The following is a 19,675-nucleotide window of genomic DNA, read 5'->3' as shown; positions in this document are numbered from 1 at the left end:
TTCTCATCTGGCCTATACGCCAAGCCAAATGCTCTATGCCCGCGCCAAGCGGCTGCTGGACGTGTTGGCCATTATCGTAACGCTACCTCTCACGATTCCGCTGGCTGTTCTGACTGCTGCCTATATTTATGCCCGAGATGGTGGCCCGGTGTTGTTCGTTCAGCATCGACGCGGCTTTGCCGGGCGCGTTTTCCGGATGTATAAGTTTAGAACCATGTACTCTGGTACGGGCGGTGGCTCGACCATGAATGGCGACAAACGCATTATTCCTGGCGGATGGTTCTTGCGCAAATGTCGCCTCGATGAACTGCCCCAACTCTACAACGTTTTTGTCGGCGACATGAGTTTGATTGGGCCTCGTCCGGTTGCGGAATACGTCGCTCGTTCCAGCGTCAAATATGAAGAAAAATATGCGCTTCGGAACCTTGTTTTGCCAGGAATTACAGGCTGGGCTCAGGTGACATCAGGCTATGCTGAAACCACGGAAGAAGAAATCGAAAAGCTCGCTTACGACCTCTATTATGTAAAGCACCTGTCCTTCGATCTTGATCTGCAAATCCTTTTCAAGACAGTCAAGACAGTGCTTTTTGGTACTGGCGCGCGGTAAAGCGTACTGACTGATGATACGGTATTTTCATCAAGTGCCGATGCATGTGTGAGCCCGGTGACGTTGCCCCTTGGAGCTAATCCAGTTTGAAATAGACTCTGGCCCATCGAAAAGGACCAGAGATGAAGCGCAACAGGTTTAGCGAAGAACAGATCATCGGTATCCTCAAGGAGCATGAGGCAAGCGTTCCGGTCGCCGATTTGTGCCGCAAGCACGGCGTGAGCAACGCCAGCATCTACAAATGGAAAGCCAGGTATGGCGGCATGGATGTGAGCGAGGCCAAGCGGCTTAAATTGCTCGAGGATGAGAATGCCAAGCTCAAAAAGCTCTTGGCCGATACCATGCTGGACAACTCCGCACTCAAGGATTTTCTCGGAAAGAATGGTAGCGCCCGCCGCCAGGCGCAAGGCTGTCGCTTATCTAAGGGAGACCTTCGAGATGAGCGAGCAGCGGGCGTGCACAGTGCTGGGCTGTTGCCCCATGGCGATGCGGTAGCAGGGCAGTTGCGCCGATGATGCCCGATCTCCGGAACTGGATGAAGGCGATTGACCATGAGCGTCGGCGCTTTGGCTAACGGTGCCTGCATGTGCTGCTGCGCCGGGAAGGCTACGTGGTCAACCACAAGCGGCTGTTCCGGATGTATGGGGTGGAGAAGATCTCGGTGCGCCGCAGGGGCTGCCGGAAACGGGTCTTGGGAACTCGGGCTCCAATGGTGATCCCCATGGCACCGAACGCGCGCTGGGACAGCGAGACGGACGCCTATGCGATGGAGCAGAGGGCCTGCGGGTTCTCACGGCGAGCAGAACCGCGGGGGAGCGGGTCAGATGCACGGAGGTCGAACTCTGGACGGCCTGGCTGGCCGAAAACGGTGCTTATGCGGTGTCTATTCCGGACGCTCGACAAACCATCGACAGGATTGTGCGATAAATTACTGATTTTATTGAAGAAAATGGCGCGCCCGAAAGGATTCGAACCTCTGACCCCCAGATTCGTAGTCTGGTGCTCTATCCAGCTGAGCTACGGGCGCGCAGTGCCAAACGGATTTTTCAACCCTTGCGAGATGTCTCTCGCGCGGCAGGGGCAACGCTTATACTGGCTCGTGGCGTATTGCAACCCTTGGTATGACAAACTTGCAAAGGAATTTCGCGCGGCTTCCCCAAAGCCCTTATTGCGCGGCGAGTTGGCTGGTTTGCGTTGGGAATTCGATAACAAACACCGTGCCTTCGGCTTGGGCGCCAAGCGTGATCTTTCCGCCATTGGCTTCCACAAGCTCCCGCACGATTGCCAGCCCAAGGCCCGTACCGCCAGCGCGTGCGGAACCTTCAAACGCCACAAAGAGATTTTCCCGCGCGCGCGGTGGTAGGCCCGGCCCATTATCGGAGACCTCAAGACGCAAGCTGTTCTCGGCCTGAACGCCCGAAAGACGAACCCAACGGCTATCCTTTTCGGCAGTGTCCGAATCGATCGCTTCGCGGGCATTCTTGAAAAGATTGACCAGAATACGCGAGAGATGCTCGGGATCGATCATCACCATGAAATCGTCGGGCAGGCTGACAATAAACTCTATTCGATCATGTCCGATCAGCCCTGCAGTCGCAGCGGCGTCCCGCCCCAGCCCTGCTACATCCACAAGAACGGGGCGGGGTGGCGCGGCCTGCTGGCGGCCGTAGTCGAGCACCGATTGCGCAAAGCCGATCGCCTTGTCCAGCGTATTAACGAGGCGAGGGGCAAGGCGCTGCACTTTGGGATCGTCCAGTGTTGCCACCTGATCGGAAAGCAGTTGCGCCGAGGTCAACATGTTGCGCAGATCGTGGTTGATCTTGGCGACTGCCAGTCCGAGATCGGCCAGATGCCGCCTTTGGCGCAGCATGGTGAAAAGTTCAGTCTGGGTGTCGCGCAGCGCGCGCTCCAATATCCCGATTTCATCGGCCCGCATCTCATCGGGCGAGATAATGAGAGTGGCGTTTTCAGGATTGCGTTTAAAGGCCACCACGGAAGACGTCAGCCGCCGGATCGGGCCGATCAATACGCGTTCGGCAAGAATGTAGATGACAAGCGCAGTCACCCCCGCGATCAGCAAGGAAAGCACAGCGATATTGCGTGAGTAGGTCAGCATGTCCGCGCGCAAGGGCGCTTCAGGCATGATAACCTCGACGACCGCCTCGCCCACGCCCGGCGGAACTCCGACAATCCGCATCATGCGGTTCCCGCCCAAAAACAGCGTTTCAATGGCATCGGCACTCAACCGAAGGGGATTGCGGTCCCGCATGTCGGCAGTGTGCGCCTGAGTCGGCATGGTGACAGCTTCAAGGGTAATCAGGTCGGTCTGTCCCGCTCTGCGATAAACGATAGCCAGAGCGCCGGCCGATTGCAGAAGCGGATCGGTGATCTCGACAGGCAGATCGGCCACGTCTGGCACGGTATCGAAAACACGAACTGCAACCCCTCCGATCCGCAACCGGTCGTCGAGCCAGCTTGCGCGGTAATTGGCGATGGTTGGTACAAACACGGCGACTTCCACCAAAAGGATCACCAGCGTTATCGCCATGATCAATTTGACCGACAGACCAGAAAAGGGACCAGGAACCGTGGTGGTTGGCGGTGTCATCTTGTCGATTCTACAGGCCGGTTTCCCCTATGGCAACAAATGCTTACCAAGTGGCAGGCCGTGCCAGATTGGCGCAAGCTGATGTTCCTGCAGGTGTCGCGAGGCGGCACTCGAAAGGATTTGTCCATAGCTTGTGTAAACCATCGGCGCGCGCGCAAGTTCCACCACGCTTAGCCCGTTATCGATGGCCAACGCTGCCAGAGAAGCGATTTCACCCGCTTGCGGGCCGGCGATGCTTGCCCCCAAGAGCCTGCCGCTGGCATGCACAATCAGTTTTATGTGTCCGTTCAACTGTCTGTTGGCCAAAGCCTTGCTGTTCTGGGCAAACGGGAGCCTTGTCACAGCAAATCTGTTTTTGTGACGCTGACGGGCCGCCGGTTCGTTCAGTCCGATCTGCGCAAGTTCCGGATCGGTATAGGTCACATCGATTTGGAGCGGTTCGCTGGCGAAGGGCTGGGGCAGGATGGAAAACGGATTGCCAATCTGCGCAAGCACCTTTTCGCAATGCTGGCGCGCGGTGCCGATAGAGGCGACATCGCCGGTCGCATCGCCAATGCAATAGACCCTTGGGTTTGATGTGCGGAAATTCTTGTTCAGCAGCAATCCGCGCGGCGTGCGTTTAATCCGGCCGGCGGCGAGATTCAGCCCCTCAAGACTGGGCGTATGGCCTGCCGCCAGCAGAACATGGGATACAGTGAGCACCTGTTCATTGGGGCCGGATTTGATCTCGACCTCGATCGTATCTCCGTTCTTTCCGATGCCAACAATACCGGTATTGGCAAACAGCCCAAGTCCCTCGCGCTCCAGCGCCCGCAACCCGACCGCGCGCAATTCCGGGTCGTGATCCGATAGCGGCTCAAGCATGTCGATAACGGTAACCTCGCAGCCAAGCCGGAGATGTGATTGCGCAAGGCTCATCCCGGTGGCGCCGCCGCCAAGCACCAGAAGATGGGCAGGGCGCCGCGTAAGCTCGAAGATCGTGTGGGGTGTAAGATACTCGATCGTTTCAAGACCGGGAATGGCTGGAATGTTTGGCAGTGCTCCGGTGGCGATCACGAAGTGCTTGGCGCGGATGGCGCGGTCGTTGGCAAGAACTGTCCTGCGATCAGAAAAGCGGGCTTGAGCAATAATGACTTCGACGCCGATTGCCTTGAGGTGCTCGGGAGAATGATCGGGCGCAGTCTCGGCGATAATCGAGCGGATATGGCCATTGATCCGTGCAAAGTTGATGCGCGGCTCGTCAGCGCCGATCCCCAATTGTCCGCTATTGCGTATGAGATGCGCCCGATGGGCGCAAGCTGCGAGCGCTTGGCTGGGTATTGCCCCCCAGTTTGCGCCTGCACCGCCGGTAAATCCGGCTTCGATCAGGGTAACAGAATATCCCTTCCGGCGTGCGCCTTCGGCAAGCATCAACCCAGCCGGGCCACCACCGATAATACACACATCAACCCGTTCAAACTGCGCCACTTTGCCCAAACCCTGTACTCAAAGCCATCCGTTCCGCCTTGTAGCGCGGCAAAAGGGCATATGCCAGCCGATCATTGATTGACTTGGCTGCCCCTTTTTCCTATAAGCCGCGCAACCTTTGCTGTGGGCCGGGGGCGATATGCCTGTGCCTGGCAGTTATTTTAGAAGTCAGACAAGAATATTAGAGGATCGCGCGTCGGCGCGCGGTAGATACGATGAAGCGTACTTTTCAGCCAAGCAATCTTGTGCGCAAGCGCCGTCACGGTTTTCGCGCACGTATGGCCACCAAGAATGGCCGTAAGATCCTGAACCGCCGCCGCGCCCAGGGCCGCAAGCGGCTTTCAGCATAAATTTCCGGCCTGTGTCGGAGTCGCCGGTTTTGCCGGTGCGGCGCCTCAAAAAACGGGTGCAGTTTCTCAAAGCCGCGCGCGGTAGCAAAATTGCCGCGCGCGGCTTTGTGCTACAGGCGATTAAGGTTGCCGACCCTACCCCGGGTGTGGGATATACCGTCACCAAGAAGACGGGCAATGCCCCCGAGCGCAGCCGTATCAAGCGGCGGCTGCGCGCTGCAGTGGCAGATTGTTCGGGCGCTCTTGTCGCAGGACATGATTATGTCTTGATCGGGAGGCGAGCGAGCCTTACTGAACCCTTTGATACGCTTGTGACCGGGCTGGGAAGCGCCTTGCGGCGTATCCATACTCAAAAGCCCCAGCGGACTGAAGCAAAGCCATGAACGAGAATAATCGCAACATGATCCTGGCTGTTGTCCTGAGCATGCTCGTGCTCTTTGGATGGCAGTTCTTCATTGCAGGCCCGCAGCTCGAACAGGCCCAGCGCCAGGCCGAGCTCGCCGCCCAGCAGGAAGCGGCGCAGATCGAAGGCGCCGACCTTGCAGCACCTATAGGCGAACCGGGGACTGTAGCACCCAGCACCGAGACAGCCCAATTCGCATCGCGTGATGATGCAGTCTCCGCCGCGGAGCGGGTCGTGATCGAAACCGAATCCCTTACTGGTTCGATCAATCTTACCGGCGCCCGGATCGACGACTTGCGGCTCAAGAAATACAACGAGACAGTCGAACCCGGCAGCCCGATCATTACATTGTTGTCGCCTGCCGGTTCGCCCGAACCCTATTTTCTCGAACACGGCTGGGTTGCGCCTGCGGGCAGCGAAGTGCCATTGCCTAATGGCCAGACGGTTTGGCAGGTCGAGAATGGCGATGCTCTGAGCGAAAACGCGCCCGTCACTCTTGTTTGGGACAATGGCCAGGGGCTGATTTTCCGCCGCACGATCTCGGTTGACGAGCATTATATGTTTACGGTCGCCCAGAGCGTTGAAAATGCCGGCCAGGGCGATGTCGCGCTGTATCCCTATTCGCGCATCAGCCGTCTTTATACACCCTGGACACAGAATTTCTTCATTCTCCATGAAGGCCCAATCGGGGTGCTGGGTGATCACAATCTCGTTGAAATGAGTTATGGCGATCTTGCTGGCGATGCGCAGCGCGATTACAGCGCCACAGGCGGCTGGCTTGGCTTCACCGACAAATACTGGGCGACTGCAATCATTCCGCCGCAGGACGATTTGATCAATGCGCGCTTCTTCCATTCGCTACGCAGCGGCGGACAGGACGATTATCGTGCCAATTTTGTATCGCAAAACGCGGTTGTTGTGCCGGCAGGTGGTGAAGCGGAATACACAAGCCTTGCCTTTGCCGGTGCCAAGGTCGAGTCGATTATCGACAGCTATGAAAGCGGCTATAGCATCGACCGCTTCGAGCTGATGATCGACTGGGGTTGGTTCCACTTCATCACCAAGCCGATGTTCTACATGATCCGGCTGCTCTATGATTTCCTTGGCAATTTCGGCCTTGCGATTCTCGCGGTGACGGTCATCATCAAGGCCATCTTCTTCCCGCTGGCCAACAAGAGCTATGCTTCGATGGCCAACATGCGGCGCGTTCAGCCGCAGATGAAAGAGATTCAGGAAAAGCACAAGGACGACCGCGCTGCACAGCAGCAGGCCATGATGGAGCTTTATAAGAAGGAAAAGATCAATCCCATCTCAGGGTGTTGGCCAATCCTGATCCAGATTCCTGTGTTCTTTGCACTCTACAAGGTCCTTTTCGTAACCATCGAAATGCGCCACGCGCCGTTCTTTGGGTGGATTCAAGACCTTGCGGCCCAGGACCCCACATCTCTTTTTAATCTTTTCGGCCTTTTGCCTTACGACCCGACAATCGTTCCGATCATCGGTCCGTTCCTGCAGGTTGGTGTCTGGCCGCTCATCATGGGCCTCACCATGTGGGTTCAGATGAAGCTCAACCCGCCCCCGACCGATCCGACTCAGGCGATGATTTTCGGTTTGATGCCGATTATCTTCACCTTCATGCTGGCGACTTTCCCTGCAGGTCTTGTGATCTACTGGGCGTGGAACAACTTCCTCTCGGTGGTCCAGCAATGGGTGATCATGAAACGCCACGGCGTGACTGTGGATCTGCTGGGCAACATCAAGCAGAGCTTCAAGCGAAAGCCCAAAGCTGCCGAATAGCGGCCAGCGACTGTTCTTTGATAGGACCCAAAGTAAAAGCCCCCGGCAGCAGATGCCGGGGGCTTTGTTTCAAGTCCTGCCTGCCCGTGAGGATTAGGCCGCGGCCTTGAGGTTGGTTTTTGTGGCAACATATTCGATCAACCCGCGATGAAGCGCGGCAATGGTTTCCTCGAAGTCGTCCTCGTTAACAATCACCTGCAGATCGACCTTGCGGATCATATCGGTGATGCCCAGCGGTTCAATGCCTGCATCGGCCAGCACTACCATAGCCTTTGCCAACGTTGAGGCACCGCCAAGATTGCGCCCGATCGCGGACACCATGGCCAGCTTGCGTGTGGCAATCGATGCGGAGGGGAATGCTTCGGCCAGATCGTTCTCGACCCGCTTGATCGCCTTCATCGACCCCTTGAGGAAATGGGTGATCGTATTGGCGTTGGAAGTCTTGGAAATGATCCAGACCTTATGCCGGGTCAGGGCGTCGAGTATCTTGGCGTCATAGCCCTTAACGCCCACCATGTCCTGATCGTAAAATTCAAGCGCATAGACATCACTCAGCCCGGTCACGATTTCAGCACCGGGTGTCTTGGCCGGCAGATCCGAGCGGATCACGGTGCCAGGATGATCGGGCTCGAACGCGTTCTTGACCCGTAAGGGAATACCAGCCTGGCGCAGGCTCTTGGCAGCGCGGGGGTGGATTGCCTCCATACCCATATTTGAAAGCTGATCGGCCACGTCGTAATTGGTTTCCCCGATCACGCGCACCTTGTCTGCGCCCACCACCTTGGGGTCGGCCGAAGACAGATGGAATTCCTTATGGATGATCGCTTCGCTCGCCCCGGTCACGACCGCAACACGCGACAATGTGACTTCGCTATAGCCGCGATCATAGGTCTTCATAAGCTGTTCGGCACACTGAGCATAGCCTGTAACGATTGCCAGCTCGCGCGAAAGATCGACGCCATCGAAAGCGTTGGCAATATGCGTATCAAGCGGCAACTCTCCGTCCTGACGCCAGCCGGTGAGGTCGACCATCCGGGCATTGACCCCGTTCTGGCGCAGCAGCAGGGCAGTATTGTAGGCCGATTGCGCCTCGCCGAGCGATGAGAGCATCTCGCGCACGGTCAAAAGATGCGCCTCAAGTTGAAAATGCCCGAACGAACAAAGCCGCGACAAGTCGATGAGGCAGGAGCGCACGCCCTCCACTCGTTCTGCGATGAACCGATCGGCCATCTCGCGGGCGGAGGGATCGGTGAAAATCTCAGCGTTCTTGTCCTGCATCTGGCGCAGAACATTGCTCAGCGCATCGCCCCAGCTCCATCCACTTTCAGCGCTGGAAAACAGGCCATAAACACCGGGTTCACCGGATTTTTTATGCTCAAGCAATGCGTCGGTCATGCCGCCATAAGCGGATACGACGAAAACGCGATCGTAGAGATTGTCCGCATCACGGTCGCCAATCAGCACGGTCTCGAGCAGTTCATGGCTGCGCGACATGGACGTGCCGCCGATTTTTTCGACTGTGTGGGTATTGGTTGTCACTCTTGCCTCCGATGTGTCGGGGTGCTCCGCGGGGCTTGTGCCCCACGGAATGGGTGTTGCGTCCGGCAGAACCGGGCGCGCTATTGGATTTTGCCGGACACGATCTCGATCGGTCCTTTAGGATCGCGGTTTGCGAGAAAGGCCGGGCGGGGCTTTGAAGCCGCAAAAGGGTTTTCGACCCGATTGGTCCAGGCGTTATAGACAAAGAACGCATTGGAACGCGGGAAGGGGGTAATGTTGCCATTCGAGCCATGCATGGTGTTGCACTCGAATAGGATCACCGTGCCAGCTTTGCCCGAGGCGTATTCGATGCCGAACATACCGGCCATTTCCGAAAGCGCATCGGGGCTGGGTACACCCACCTCCTGCCTTTTCAGCGAGGACTTGTGATTGTCCTCGGGCGTCTCGCCAGCACAGGAGATGAAATACTTGTGCGAGCCGGGCATCAGCATCAATGGACCGTTAAGCGCATCATTATCGGTCAGAAGGACCGATGCCGAAATCGCGCGCATGCGCGGCATGCCGTCTTCGGCGTGCCAGGTCTCGAAATCGGAATGCCAATAGAACTCCTTGCCGGTAAAGCCCGGTTTGTAGTTGAGCCGACTCTGATGGAGATAAAGCGCATCATCGAGCAGAAAGCGAACCTTGCCTGCAATGCGTTCATCGCGTGCAAGACGATTGAACACCGGGCTTTCATCCTCAAGCCGGAAAATCGTACGCACCTCATCCGAGCCGGGTTCGGTCACAACATTGTCGGACCTGAGCCCCGCCTCGCCTGAACGCAAGCGCTGGGATTCTTCCTGTAGCCTTGTAATCTCGGCGTCAGAAAAGACATTGCGCAAGACCAGAAAACCGTTCTTTTCAAACTCTTCGGTTTGGGCGCGCGTCAACGGTGCCTGAGGGCTCCAACGCCCCCAGAACGCCGGATCCTTGCGCTTGAACCATTCTTCCTTGCTTGATCGGGTCGGGTAATCATCATCTCGGGTGTGAACTGCAGAGAGTGACATAGTGACTTCCTTCTCTTTGGTTCGCGTTGCACATAATGGGCCGATTGGCCCTGCATCAGGCGCTTTTGGCCAACTCCGCTGCCGGAGCATATGAGCCATCCTCGCGATGGACTTCCGTGCCAGTCACGGGTGGATTAAAGCAGCATGCCATCACAAGCTCCGAGCGCGCGGTGAGCCGGTGCTTGTCATTCTTGTCGAGTGCATACATCACGCCGGGCCGGATCTGATGAACTTCGCCGGTCGCCAGATCTTCGATCTCACCATCACCCGATACGCAGTAAACGCTCTCGAAATGATGCTTGTAGTGAAAGACGTGGCTGGTGTTTTCGTGAATGCGAGTGATGTGGAACGAAAAGCCCATATCGTCGCCAGCCAGCAGCAAACGAGTGGAGTCCCAGCCGTTTGAATGCACGAGGCGCTCGCCTTTCCGGCATTCTTCAAGGTCGCGTACGATCATTTTTCTTGTCCTTGTCTCTTGTTGTCCGGTCCCGGTCGCGCCTATTCGGCTGCGACGCGCGGACTGTCCTTGGCCAGAATCGCTTCAAAGGCATCTTCGATGATGTCGAGCCCCTTATCGAACAGGTCCATGTCGATGGTCAGTGGGCACAGCACCTTGACCACTTCGTCATGCCCGCCCGAGGTTTCGATGATCAGGCCCTTCTCAAAGCACTTGGCGCAGATATCGCCTGCGGTGTCGCCGTCCTGGGTATCGATGCCCTGCATCATGCCGCGGCCGCGCAACGAAAAGCCGTAACGCTCGGCAATCGCGCCAAGCCGCGTTTCAAGATGCGCACTCTTTTTTGCGATCGATTTGGAAAAGCTGTCATCGGACCAGAACTTTTCCAGCGCGACGCGGGCGGTAACAAAGGCATGATTATTGCCCCTGAACGTGCCGTTATGCTCGGCCGGCTTCCAGATATCGTGTTCGGGTTTGATGAGTGTCAGCGCGAAGGGCAGTCCCATGCCGGAAAGCGACTTGGCCTGGGTGATGATGTCGGGATCAAGGCCGAACTCCTCAAATGAGAAGAACGTGCCCGTACGGCCACAGCCGGCCTGAATGTCATCGAGGATGAAGAGGGCGCCGTGCTTTTTCGCAATCTTTTCGATCTTTTTCAGCCATGCGCCTGAAGCTGCGTTCAGTCCGCCTTCGCCCTGAACGGGCTCGACAAGAATGGCTGCCGGAGCGTCGACGCCACCCGAAGGATCGTCAAGCATCTGCTCAAGCATGTCGGCAGTATCGACTTCCGGGCCAAAATAGCCCTCGAATGGCGCCCGGTGGACACCATTCAGTGGTGTGCCGCCGCCCTCACGTTTGCCGGCATTGCCGGTTGCGGCCAGCGCGCCAAGGGTCATGCCGTGAAAGCCGTTGGTAAAGGCGATTACATTGGTTCGCCCGGTCACTTTACGCGCCAGTTTCAGCGCCGCTTCTACAGCGTTGGCGCCGGTTGGGCCGGTGAACATGAGCTTGTAGTCCATGTTGCGCGGCCTCAAAATCAGGCGCTCATAGGCTAGAAGAAAGCCTTCCTTGGCCTCGGTGAACATATCCAGCCCGTGGGCAATGCCGTCACTGGTGACATAATCGATCAGCGCGGCTTGCATGTCCGGGTCGTTGTGGCCGTAATTGAGTGACGAGCAACCTGCGAGAAAGTCGATATACTCGCGTCCGTCGTGGCCATAGATCGTTGCACCCTTGGCTTTGCCAAAGAGCTTGGGGAAACTGCGTGAATAAGAGCGCACCTGGCTTTCAATGCGGTCGAAAATGCCAGTTTTGCCCTGTTTGATTTGCGTGGTTGTCGTGGTCATAAGCGTCGTCTCCTTTTAGGGACGGCTGAAATAAAAGGTTCGGTTCAGGGATTGATCGTGCCGATCAGGCAGCGGAGCGCACAGGCAGCGCTTCACGCTCGAATGGCCCGATGGTGACGAGAAACTCGGTGTCGTGCTTGCCCGCAAAATGAACTTCGCGCTTGAAATGCGGCTGGCGGGTCAGGTCGGTTTCAAGCGTTTCCGCAATCGAGCCGAACAGTGCCCAGCTTGGCTTGTTGTCGCTGGTAATGGTGCTCTGCACGCGCTCTACATGCGCACAGACCTTGCGCGCAAGAACGGCAGCGATCAAGCGCTTTGCCAGCCCGCGTCCACGCGCCTTGCGGCTCACACAGACCTGCCAGACAAAATAAGTATCGGGATGCTCGGGCGGGATATAACCAGAAACCCAGCCCACGACCTCACCATCAAGTTCAGCAAGCGCGCATGTCGCGGCAAAATGGCTGCATTGCAGCAAATTGCAATACATCGAATTGTCGTCTAGCGATTCCGTATCCTTGATCAGTTGCCAGACAGCGGCGCCATCTTCGCGCCTTGGGCTGCGAATCGCGATGGCTTGAGCCGCCTTGTTCTCTGTCGCAGCGGAAATAGCTTTGAGCTGCATTGCATACCTCCAGTCGGTTCGCCGTAATTAGTTAGCTTATACAAACTAAATGTCAACCAGCGGAAAAGTTGCAGGGCGCGGGAAAAATCAATTATCTTAGTCATTTCATGGCGTTTCGCGGCAGTAATATATTTTTGTGAATAAGATGGGTGTTGCGAAATGCCTTAATATTCTATTATTTTAATTTGTATTAGGGAACTAATTTCTGCGCATCGAAACGCTTCTGGCTTGGGTTCTTCACGCGCTGACGTTAAGATCGAGGTGATGATGTTGAGCCGGAACAAGGCCTTGGAAAACCGTACGAAATCCGCGCTGTCCGCAATGCGGAAAATCCTTCGCAAGACCGAACTGAATTCCAAAGCGCTTATGCGCGAAACGGGGCTGACGCCCTCGCAACTGGTTTTCATGCAGATGCTGGACGATGGCGACGAGCAGACGGCCGGCCATGTGGCCCAGCGTATGGGCATCACCCAGGCCACGACCACCGCCTTGATCCAGAAGCTGGAAAATCAGGGTATGATCGTCCGGCGCAAGGGCGAGTCAGACCGTCGCCAGGTCTGGTTGTCACTGACCCTGCGAGGCCGGCAGATTCTCGAAATCGCTCCCGATGGCGTTCATGCTAGGTTCCACGAGCAGTTCATGGAACTGGAAGAATGGGAGCAGTTGATGCTCATTGCTGCGCTCGAACGCGTCGCAACCATGCTGGGCGAGGATGATAAGGACGCGGCAGCTGTCTTTGATTCCCGCGCTGTTCTCGAGCCCAAGCCGGTGCCGGATGAATTTTAGCTACGCCACCTTATTGAGGCTTTCGGACCGGCCATAGGTCTGCCCGAACCGATTGGCGAGAAACGCATCGAGATCGATATCTTCCTGCTCGATAAACCCCTTTTGCGGCAATTGCTCATTGGCGAGCATATCGAGCACCGTTGAAATGCCGGCCGCAGTCGTGATCTGGATGGCGCTGCGCCGGGCATGGCCGACATAGCCAGCATAAATCTGCCGCGAGAACTGTTCGGTAACGGTCTTGCCATTCTTTTCGCCACTCACCTCTACAAGCACAACCACAACATCCTGTTCGGTCGGCAATATTGCATGCTTGAGGACGGCGAGCGCCAGATCGCGTCTTTTGCAAAGCTGAAGGTCGTTAAGCAGCAGCTTCATTATGGCGGCGTGGCCGGGATAGCGGATGGACTTGTAGTTGAGGTTCTTCACCTTGCCCAAAAGCTTGTGGCAGGTCGCGCCCAGTCCGCCCGACGTATTGAAAGCCTCATAAGCGATGCCATCGAGTGTGAATTGTTCGCAGTCTTCCAGGGGCGCTATCTCGGTCAATGCGCCATCCACAATGGCTTCACACGGCTCGCAATATTCATTGATCACCCCTTCAGGGGACCAGGTTAGTGCGTAATTGAGCACATTGTCGGGAAATTGGGGCAGGGCGCCGACGCGCATCTTCACCTCTTCGAGCCGGTCGAAGGTCCGTGCGACGCTGTTGGCAGCAATTGCGATAAAGCCCGGCGCAAGCCCGCATTGCGGAATGAAGGCAGTATCGGCCTTGCCCGCAATCGCCTTGACCATGCGCGTGCTCTTAACGTCTTCGGTAAGATCGAGATAATGCACTTTTGCGCTGGCAGCCGCTTCCGCAATCCGGGTGGTCAGGTGATAAGGGGCAGCACTCAGAACCGCAAATTTGCCAGCCAGAACCTTTTCCAGTTCCCCCGGCGCCGTCACATCTACCTTCGCCGTCGCTATTGATGTGCTGACATCGAGCATGGCGAGCTGGTCAGCGCTATGGTCCACCACTGTCACAGCATAGTCGCCCGAAAGCGTCAGCATGTCTGCCAGGGTCGCACCGATCCGGCCTGCTCCCACTATCACAACGTCGCGCATCGCCCTGTCCTCCCTGTGTGCCAAATCACATAGACAGGATGCCACCGAGTATCGTTGATTTGTATTCAACGTTCAGGCTAAAAAGGGAGAGAGTTTATGCAGTTTCGCGATAATTAACCGCAGAATGACGAAAATTAACGCCGATAAAATGATTTTGGCACTGCTGCGGGAGAATGCCCGCATGCCTGTGGCAGAGCTTGCCCGCAGGCTGGGTGTCTCGCGCTCCACCGCACAAAGCCGGATTGAGCGGCTGGAGCGGAGCGGCACCATCGCAGGATATGCGGTAAAGCTTTCAGGCGATTATCTCTCGTCGCAGATCCGTGCTCATCTCTCGGTTACCGTGTCGCCCAAGCTTTCGGGCCAGGTTGTCAAGGCGCTCGAAGCGATGATGGCCGTCCGAACGGTCCATTCGGTGTCAGGCAGCTTTGATATGATCGTTGTAGTCGAGGCACCTTCGGTTGCCGAACTGGATGCGGTCATCGACCAGATTGGTGCGCTCGAAGGGGTCGAGCGCACGATGAGTTCGATCATTCTTTCAACCCGGATCGATCGCTGAAGCGCCTATCGCCGCATTTCATAAAAGCGGAAGCGTTCGCCTTTGGGAGCAAAGACCATCAGATAATGGGCATCGCCGATCTTATAAAGAGCAGCGATCTCGTCATATGCGCGATCGGGATCTGTGCCTGGCTCCATATGCGCACTATAGAGCCGTGGCTCCTGATAAGCGTAATAAAGGGCTCCCGCAAATAGCATGACATCGCTGCCCGCTCGCGCCATAAATCCGCGATGGCGTTGGGAGCCGCTATTCTTGTCAAAGACCAACGCCTGCGCTTCCTGATAGATGCGCGCCGGGAAAAACTGGTAAGCATAGGCGCCCAACCCGTCCGCCTGCAGGCTGCGCACGCGCCAATCGCCAATCACTTCCCGATCTTCTGCAAAATCGATCCTTGGCATATCGATCAAGGTTTCGATCTCGGCAATAGCGTCGAGCGATGCGGGATCGTCCGTCTCCTCGGAAAGCTGATCGAGATGCTTTCGCAACCGCGCCTCCCAGCCCATCAGAGCAACCCGGTCCTCTGGATAAACCGCTTCAATCAGGATTTCATAATAGGGGCTGTGCGCGGACGCGGCCTCGTCCTGCGCGGGCAGGGGAGAGATAAGTAAAAGTCCTGCCAGAAGGGCCGATACAAGCCGCATTCCCGTTTCCTCCAACATCCCGCTGCATGTTGTCCCAATAAGGCCGGAGGCGCGATTTTGTTCCGTCTGCAACGCCCCGGAGCCAGCCAGCGGCTCCGGAGTGCTCCAGTGATCGTCAGGCAGCGTTGGCCGTCGCTACGCGCTTGCGGCCTGTGTCGCGGTCAAAACAATGCAGCGCAGCCTTGGGTATCGAGAAGGTGATCCTGTTGCCCGGTTCTCCTAGATGAATGCCGGGGGCGCGAACGATCAGTTCCTTGTTGAGCCCATCCGCGCGTCCATAGACAAGACTTTCAGAACCCACAAGTTCAATCGCGTCCAGTGTCCCCGGCAGGCTGATATGCTCCGGACCTGCATCGCCCAGAACAATATCCTCGGGCCGGATGCCGATGGTGCCGGTATTGGCCGGAACCATATCGGGCAGGCTGGCGCCCAGCGCCTGCAATTGCTCGATTTCTATCAGGTTCATGCCCGGAGAGCCCATAAAGGCGGCCACAAAAAGCGACTGCGGGTCAGAATAGATCTCAAGCGGTTTGCCCACCTGCTCGATAAGCCCGCCATTCATGACGACGAGCTTGTCGGCAAGCGTCATGGCCTCGAGCTGGTCGTGGGTTACATAAACCGAAGTCGTGCCAAGCGTTCTTTGCAGGCGTCGGATTTCGACCCGCATATGCGACCGCAGTTTGGCATCGAGATTGGAAAGCGGTTCATCGAAGAGAAACGCTTTAGGTTTGCGCACGATTGCCCGGCCCATGGCCACACGCTGGCGCTGCCCGCCTGAAAGCTGGCGCGGTTTGCGCTCAAGGAACGGCTCGATCTCGAGAATGCGTGCCGCCTCGTTCACCCGTTCGGCGATTTCGGCTTTTGGCGTGCCGCGGTTCTTGAGGCCGTATTCGAGATTGCCCCGCACGCTCATATGCGGATAAAGCGCATAGTTCTGAAACACCATCGCAATATCGCGATCAGCAGGTTCGAGCTTGTTAACGACCGTATCGCCGATTTCGATCGTGCCATCGGTAATGGTTTCAAGCCCGGCGATCATGCGCAGCAGAGTGGACTTGCCGCAGCCCGATGGTCCGACAAGGACGACGAGTTCGCCGTCCGCTATTGAAAGGTTGAGGTTTTTGATCGCCTCGACATTGCCGGGATAGACCTTGGTGACGCCGGTGAGTTCGATTCTGGCCATTGTTATTATTTCTCCGTTTCCACGAGGCCTTTGACGAAAAGGCGCTGCATGAAGATCACGACGAGGACGGGGGGCAGCATGGCCAGCATAACCGCGGCCATCACAAGGTTCCATTGCGGTTCCTGGTCGGCATAGGCCGCCAGCCGCTTGATCCCCATAACGATCGTATAATAGCGCGTGTCGGTGGTGATCAGCAGAGGCCAGAGATACTGGACCCAGCCATAGATGAACAGGATCACCGAAAGCGCTGCAATATTGGTACGCGAGAGCGGAAGCAGGATGTCCTTGAAGAACTTTATCGGTCCGGCACCATCCACTCGCGCGGCTTCCATCAACTCGTCCGGAACCGTCAGGAAGAACTGCCGAAACAGGAACGTTGCGGTCGCCGATGCAATCAGAGGTAATGTCAGCCCGACATAGGAATTGAGAAGTCCCAGATTGGCGACCACGGCGAATGTCGGAATGATTCTGACCTCGACCGGCAGCATCAGGGTCACAAAAATGATCCAGAAGCACAGCGTACGGAAGGGGAACTTGAAATAAACGATCGCATAGGCCGAAATGATCGAGATCGAAATCTTGCCAACCGTGATGATGATGGCCATCCAGGTCGAGTTGATCAGCATGAGCCACAGCGGCGGAGCGCCCGATGTCGAATGTCCCGCTGCCAGCATGCGGCTGTAATTTTCGACCATGTGCTCGCCGGGAAGCATCGGCGCCACGCCGCGCAGGAACGTGCCGGGGCCATGGGTTGACGCGATGAAGGCGATATAGACCGGAAAGATGACAATCGCGACGCCAAGTATCAGTACCGCGTGGGTCAGGAAGGTGAGTACGGGTCTGTTTTCAACCATTTGTCATGCCCCCTTTAATACTGCACGCGCCGCTCGACAAAGCGGAACTGGACGAAAACGAGGCCGATCACGATGAGCATGAGGATCACTGACTGCGCGGCAGACGACCCGATATTGAGGCCGAGAAAGCCGTCGGCATAAACCTTATAGACAAGGATGTTGGTGGCCTGGGCTGGCCCGCCTGACGTCGTACCGTCGACAATGCCGAATGTATCGAACATCGTGTAATTGATGTTGATGATCAAAAGAAAGAATGTCGTAGGCGATAGCAATGGAAACACGATTGTCCAGAACCGCTTGAAAGGTCCTGCACCATCGATCGCAGCAGCTTCATTGAGCGAAGCGGGAACCGACTGCATACCAGCGAGGAAAAACAGGAAATTGTAGGAAATCTGCTTCCAGGCGGCGGCGATGGTAATCAGGATCATGGCATCGAGGCCGGATACTCTGTGGTTCCAGGTGACCCCCAATTGACTGAGCACGTAAGTAATGATCCCAATCGAGGGGTTGAACATGAACCACCACAATATCCCTGCGACCACCGGGGCCACCGCATAGGGCCAGACCAATAGGGTCGTATAAAGCTTGCCCGAACGCATCAGCCTATTGACCGCTGCCGCCAGCAAAAGCGCTATAGCCATAGATAACAGCGTCACTGCAACGGCAAAAATCATCGTGCGGCCGAATGAATTGAGATAGGCGGGATCGGTAAACAGCCGCGTATAATTCTGGAACCAGATGAACGTCGTCCGAAACCCGAAAGGATCCTCACGCTCGAAGCTTGATTTTACCGCCTGACCTGCCGGCCATATGAAAAAGATGATGGTGATCGCCAATTGCGGCGCGAGCAATAAATAAGGCAGGGCCTTATTGGGAAAAATCGTGCGCTTGGTCTGCATGGCACCCCTGCTCCAGCATGATGGTTTTTCTTGTTGTTATTAGCCCGTTGGAATAGGCAGGGACCCACGCCGTTGATAGAGGCGCGGGTCCCAGGTTCAAAAAAGCTGACTTAGCTATTGGCAGCTTCAAACTCACGCAGCAACCGGTTACCGCGCTCAACCAGTGAATCGAGAGCTTGCTGACCGGTCTTGTCGCCCGAAAGCAGTGCTTCGAATTCTTCGTCGATCAGATCACGGACCTGAGTATAAGAACCAAAACGCAGGCCCTTTGAATTTTCGCTGGGCTCGACGCGGGTCATCTGCAGGATCGAGGTATCGGTGCCTGGATTTGCTTCGTAATATCCCTGCTCGATGCCCAACTCATAAGCGGCATTGGTAATCGGCAGATAGCCGGTGTCCTGATGCCAGGCTGCTTGAACATCGGGCTGGCTGAGATATTCAAAGAACGCTGCAACAGCCTCGTATTCTGCTTCCGGGCGTCCCTGGAGAACCCAAAGGGTCGCGCCACCGATGATCGAGTTCATCGGGGGGTCAATCACGTCGTCGTAGTAAGGTAGGGGGGCAAAGCCGACTTCAAAATCGGTATTGGCCACAACAGCGGCCAGGGCGGCCGACGAGTTCATGTAGATGGCGCATTCTTCCGAATAGAACATGGGAGGCGCGTCATTGCCGCCAACCGGGCCGCCATAGCGGAACAGACCTTCGTCATACCATGCCTTGAGGTTGTCCCAGTGACGGGCCACGACCTCGTTATTCATGGTGAATTCGGCTTCCAGCCCGCCAAATCCATTTTCCAGCGTGCCATAGGGGACATCGTGAATGGCCGAGAAGTTTTCGGTTTGAACCCAGGAGATCCACGCGGAAGTCAGTCCGCAATTCGCGGCGCCTGAATCGACGATCTGACGAATGGCGTCCTCAATTCCGGCCCATGTGGCCGGCGGGTTTTCCGGGTCGAGCCCGGCTGCTTCGAAAATGCCCTTGTTGTAATACATGATGGGCGTCGAGGAATTGAACGGCAGCGACAGGATGTTGCCCTGAGTGTCCGAATAATAACCCACGACTGCGGAAAGATAGTCGTCGGGATCAAAGGGCTTATCGTGGTCGGCCATGAGCTGATAGACCGGATAAACAGCGCCTTCGGCGGCCATCATGGTGCCGGTGCCGACTTCAAAAACCTGAACGATTGCAGGCTGCTCGTTGGCGCGGAAAGCGGCAATGGCGGCAGTCAGGGTTTCAGGATAGGTGCCGCGATAGACCGGAACGATGCGATAATCGTCCTGAGTCTGGTTAAAGGCTTCGGCGACAGCTTCGAGCTTCTCACCGAGTTCGCCACCCATCGCGTGCCACCACTGGGCTTCAGTCTGGGCGAAGGCAGAGCCTGCGCCTGCAAAAAGGGCCGCGGCAGCTACGCCAGAGGCCAGAATTGACTTATGCATGATCTTCTCCCGATCG

At 56.6% G+C, this 19,675-nt stretch carries 19 protein-coding genes, 1 tRNA gene and 1 pseudogene; 7 read left to right on the top strand and 14 right to left on the bottom strand.

What is annotated here, in order from left to right:
- A partial coding sequence (locus EO133_RS13345) for a sugar transferase (protein WP_164735010.1) occupies positions 1 to 607 on the top strand: 607 nt, incomplete at its 5' end.
- A 122-nt stretch (positions 608 to 729) separates the two neighbouring features.
- Positions 730 to 1,349: pseudogene (locus tag EO133_RS13340) on the top strand (transposase); the annotation flags it as partial.
- A 208-nt stretch (positions 1,350 to 1,557) separates the two neighbouring features.
- Here EO133_RS13340 and EO133_RS13335 read toward each other — a convergent pair.
- From EO133_RS13335 to EO133_RS13325, 3 genes are all read right to left on the bottom strand, one after another.
- Positions 1,558 to 1,634, bottom strand: a tRNA-Arg gene (locus EO133_RS13335).
- A 138-nt stretch (positions 1,635 to 1,772) separates the two neighbouring features.
- On the bottom strand, positions 1,773 to 3,215 hold the full coding sequence (locus tag EO133_RS13330; RefSeq protein ID WP_127073149.1) for a sensor histidine kinase: 1,443 nt from the start codon (positions 3,213 to 3,215) through the stop codon (positions 1,773 to 1,775).
- A 27-nt stretch (positions 3,216 to 3,242) separates the two neighbouring features.
- A complete protein-coding gene (locus tag EO133_RS13325; RefSeq protein ID WP_127073148.1) occupies positions 3,243 to 4,682 on the bottom strand; it encodes a dihydrolipoyl dehydrogenase family protein in 1,440 nt (479 codons plus the stop codon).
- Positions 4,683 to 4,897: 215 nt separating this feature from the next.
- Here EO133_RS13325 and rpmH point away from each other — a divergent pair, with 215 nt between their 5' ends.
- Genes rpmH through yidC form a run of 3 tightly spaced genes read left to right on the top strand, consistent with a single transcriptional unit; the run spans position 4,898 to position 7,232 of the window.
- Positions 4,898 to 5,032, top strand: a complete 135-nt coding sequence (gene rpmH / locus EO133_RS13320; protein ID WP_127073147.1) for a 50S ribosomal protein L34 — start codon at positions 4,898 to 4,900, stop codon at positions 5,030 to 5,032.
- Positions 5,033 to 5,067: 35 nt separating this feature from the next.
- Positions 5,068 to 5,415 (top strand): ribonuclease P protein component, encoded by a 348-nt coding sequence (rnpA, locus tag EO133_RS13315; RefSeq protein ID WP_127073208.1) that lies wholly within the window; start codon positions 5,068 to 5,070, stop codon positions 5,413 to 5,415.
- Entirely contained in the window at positions 5,412 to 7,232 is a 1,821-nt protein-coding gene (gene yidC / locus EO133_RS13310; RefSeq protein WP_127073146.1) for a membrane protein insertase YidC, read from the top strand. Before rnpA ends, yidC begins: the two co-directional genes overlap by 4 nt.
- 93 nt (positions 7,233 to 7,325) lie before the next feature.
- Here yidC and EO133_RS13305 read toward each other — a convergent pair whose 3' ends face one another.
- From EO133_RS13305 to ectA, 5 genes are all read right to left on the bottom strand, one after another.
- Entirely contained in the window at positions 7,326 to 8,771 is a 1,446-nt protein-coding gene (locus tag EO133_RS13305) for an aspartate kinase (protein ID WP_127073145.1), read from the bottom strand.
- Between the two features lie 80 nt (positions 8,772 to 8,851).
- Positions 8,852 to 9,778 carry an ectoine hydroxylase gene (gene thpD / locus EO133_RS13300; RefSeq protein WP_127073144.1) on the bottom strand — a complete coding sequence of 309 codons (927 nt, stop codon included), beginning with the start codon at positions 9,776 to 9,778 and terminating at the stop codon, positions 8,852 to 8,854.
- A 55-nt stretch (positions 9,779 to 9,833) separates the two neighbouring features.
- Positions 9,834 to 10,235 carry an ectoine synthase gene (locus EO133_RS13295; RefSeq protein ID WP_127073143.1) on the bottom strand — a complete coding sequence of 134 codons (402 nt, stop codon included), beginning with the start codon at positions 10,233 to 10,235 and terminating at the stop codon, positions 9,834 to 9,836.
- Between the two features lie 41 nt (positions 10,236 to 10,276).
- Positions 10,277 to 11,581 (bottom strand): diaminobutyrate--2-oxoglutarate transaminase, encoded by a 1,305-nt coding sequence (gene ectB, locus EO133_RS13290; RefSeq protein WP_127073142.1) that lies wholly within the window; start codon positions 11,579 to 11,581, stop codon positions 10,277 to 10,279.
- Between the two features lie 64 nt (positions 11,582 to 11,645).
- A complete protein-coding gene (gene ectA, locus EO133_RS13285; protein WP_127073141.1) occupies positions 11,646 to 12,203 on the bottom strand; it encodes a diaminobutyrate acetyltransferase in 558 nt (185 codons plus the stop codon).
- A gap of 288 nt (positions 12,204 to 12,491) precedes the next feature.
- On the opposite strand from ectA, the gene EO133_RS13280 reads away from it, so the two are divergent.
- Entirely contained in the window at positions 12,492 to 12,989 is a 498-nt protein-coding gene (locus EO133_RS13280; RefSeq protein ID WP_164735009.1) for a MarR family winged helix-turn-helix transcriptional regulator, read from the top strand.
- Here the strand turns inward: EO133_RS13280 and EO133_RS13275 are convergent, their stop codons facing one another.
- Positions 12,990 to 14,090 carry a saccharopine dehydrogenase family protein gene (locus EO133_RS13275; RefSeq protein WP_127073139.1) on the bottom strand — a complete coding sequence of 367 codons (1,101 nt, stop codon included), beginning with the start codon at positions 14,088 to 14,090 and terminating at the stop codon, positions 12,990 to 12,992.
- A gap of 124 nt (positions 14,091 to 14,214) precedes the next feature.
- Here EO133_RS13275 and EO133_RS13270 point away from each other — a divergent pair, with 124 nt between their 5' ends.
- Complete coding sequence (locus EO133_RS13270) at positions 14,215 to 14,646, top strand: Lrp/AsnC family transcriptional regulator (RefSeq protein WP_127073138.1); 432 nt, start codon at positions 14,215 to 14,217, stop codon at positions 14,644 to 14,646.
- A 5-nt stretch (positions 14,647 to 14,651) separates the two neighbouring features.
- Here the strand turns inward: EO133_RS13270 and EO133_RS13265 are convergent, their stop codons facing one another.
- The 5 genes from EO133_RS13265 to ugpB all read right to left on the bottom strand — a co-directional run bounded on the left by EO133_RS13265 (position 14,652) and on the right by ugpB (position 19,659).
- Positions 14,652 to 15,287 (bottom strand): DUF4893 domain-containing protein, encoded by a 636-nt coding sequence (locus tag EO133_RS13265; RefSeq protein WP_164735008.1) that lies wholly within the window; start codon positions 15,285 to 15,287, stop codon positions 14,652 to 14,654.
- A 115-nt stretch (positions 15,288 to 15,402) separates the two neighbouring features.
- Positions 15,403 to 16,470 (bottom strand): sn-glycerol-3-phosphate import ATP-binding protein UgpC, encoded by a 1,068-nt coding sequence (locus EO133_RS13260; RefSeq protein ID WP_127073136.1) that lies wholly within the window; start codon positions 16,468 to 16,470, stop codon positions 15,403 to 15,405.
- Between the two features lie 5 nt (positions 16,471 to 16,475).
- Positions 16,476 to 17,324 carry a sn-glycerol-3-phosphate ABC transporter permease UgpE gene (gene ugpE / locus EO133_RS13255; protein WP_127073135.1) on the bottom strand — a complete coding sequence of 283 codons (849 nt, stop codon included), beginning with the start codon at positions 17,322 to 17,324 and terminating at the stop codon, positions 16,476 to 16,478.
- Between the two features lie 14 nt (positions 17,325 to 17,338).
- Complete coding sequence (gene ugpA, locus EO133_RS13250) at positions 17,339 to 18,223, bottom strand: sn-glycerol-3-phosphate ABC transporter permease UgpA (protein ID WP_127073134.1); 885 nt, start codon at positions 18,221 to 18,223, stop codon at positions 17,339 to 17,341.
- A gap of 110 nt (positions 18,224 to 18,333) precedes the next feature.
- Complete coding sequence (ugpB, locus tag EO133_RS13245) at positions 18,334 to 19,659, bottom strand: sn-glycerol-3-phosphate ABC transporter substrate-binding protein UgpB (protein ID WP_127073133.1); 1,326 nt, start codon at positions 19,657 to 19,659, stop codon at positions 18,334 to 18,336.
- Between the last annotated feature and the right edge of the window lie 16 nt (positions 19,660 to 19,675).

Source organism: Pelagibacterium lentulum (assembly GCF_003992625.1).
GTDB lineage: Bacteria > Pseudomonadota > Alphaproteobacteria > Rhizobiales > Devosiaceae > Pelagibacterium > Pelagibacterium lentulum.
This window is presented reverse-complemented; position numbering and strand designations above follow the sequence as displayed.

Excerpts from the sequence above, each read along its gene's own strand:
- EO133_RS13330 (WP_127073149.1), bottom strand. The coding sequence starts at position 3,215 with ATGACACCGCCAACCACCACGGTTCCTGGTCCCTTTTCTGGTCTGTCG.
- rpmH (WP_127073147.1), top strand. The coding sequence starts at position 4,898 with ATGAAGCGTACTTTTCAGCCAAGCAATCTTGTGCGCAAGCGCCGTCAC.
- yidC (WP_127073146.1), top strand. The coding sequence starts at position 5,412 with ATGAACGAGAATAATCGCAACATGATCCTGGCTGTTGTCCTGAGCATG.
- thpD (WP_127073144.1), bottom strand. The coding sequence starts at position 9,778 with ATGTCACTCTCTGCAGTTCACACCCGAGATGATGATTACCCGACCCGA.
- EO133_RS13295 (WP_127073143.1), bottom strand. The coding sequence starts at position 10,235 with ATGATCGTACGCGACCTTGAAGAATGCCGGAAAGGCGAGCGCCTCGTG.
- ectB (WP_127073142.1), bottom strand. The coding sequence starts at position 11,581 with ATGACCACGACAACCACGCAAATCAAACAGGGCAAAACTGGCATTTTC.
- ectA (WP_127073141.1), bottom strand. The coding sequence starts at position 12,203 with ATGCAGCTCAAAGCTATTTCCGCTGCGACAGAGAACAAGGCGGCTCAA.
- EO133_RS13275 (WP_127073139.1), bottom strand. The coding sequence starts at position 14,090 with ATGCGCGACGTTGTGATAGTGGGAGCAGGCCGGATCGGTGCGACCCTG.
- EO133_RS13270 (WP_127073138.1), top strand. The coding sequence starts at position 14,215 with ATGACGAAAATTAACGCCGATAAAATGATTTTGGCACTGCTGCGGGAG.
- EO133_RS13265 (WP_164735008.1), bottom strand. The coding sequence starts at position 15,287 with ATGCGGCTTGTATCGGCCCTTCTGGCAGGACTTTTACTTATCTCTCCC.
- EO133_RS13260 (WP_127073136.1), bottom strand. The coding sequence starts at position 16,470 with ATGGCCAGAATCGAACTCACCGGCGTCACCAAGGTCTATCCCGGCAAT.
- ugpE (WP_127073135.1), bottom strand. The coding sequence starts at position 17,324 with ATGGTTGAAAACAGACCCGTACTCACCTTCCTGACCCACGCGGTACTG.
- ugpA (WP_127073134.1), bottom strand. The coding sequence starts at position 18,223 with ATGCAGACCAAGCGCACGATTTTTCCCAATAAGGCCCTGCCTTATTTA.
- ugpB (WP_127073133.1), bottom strand. The coding sequence starts at position 19,659 with ATGCATAAGTCAATTCTGGCCTCTGGCGTAGCTGCCGCGGCCCTTTTT.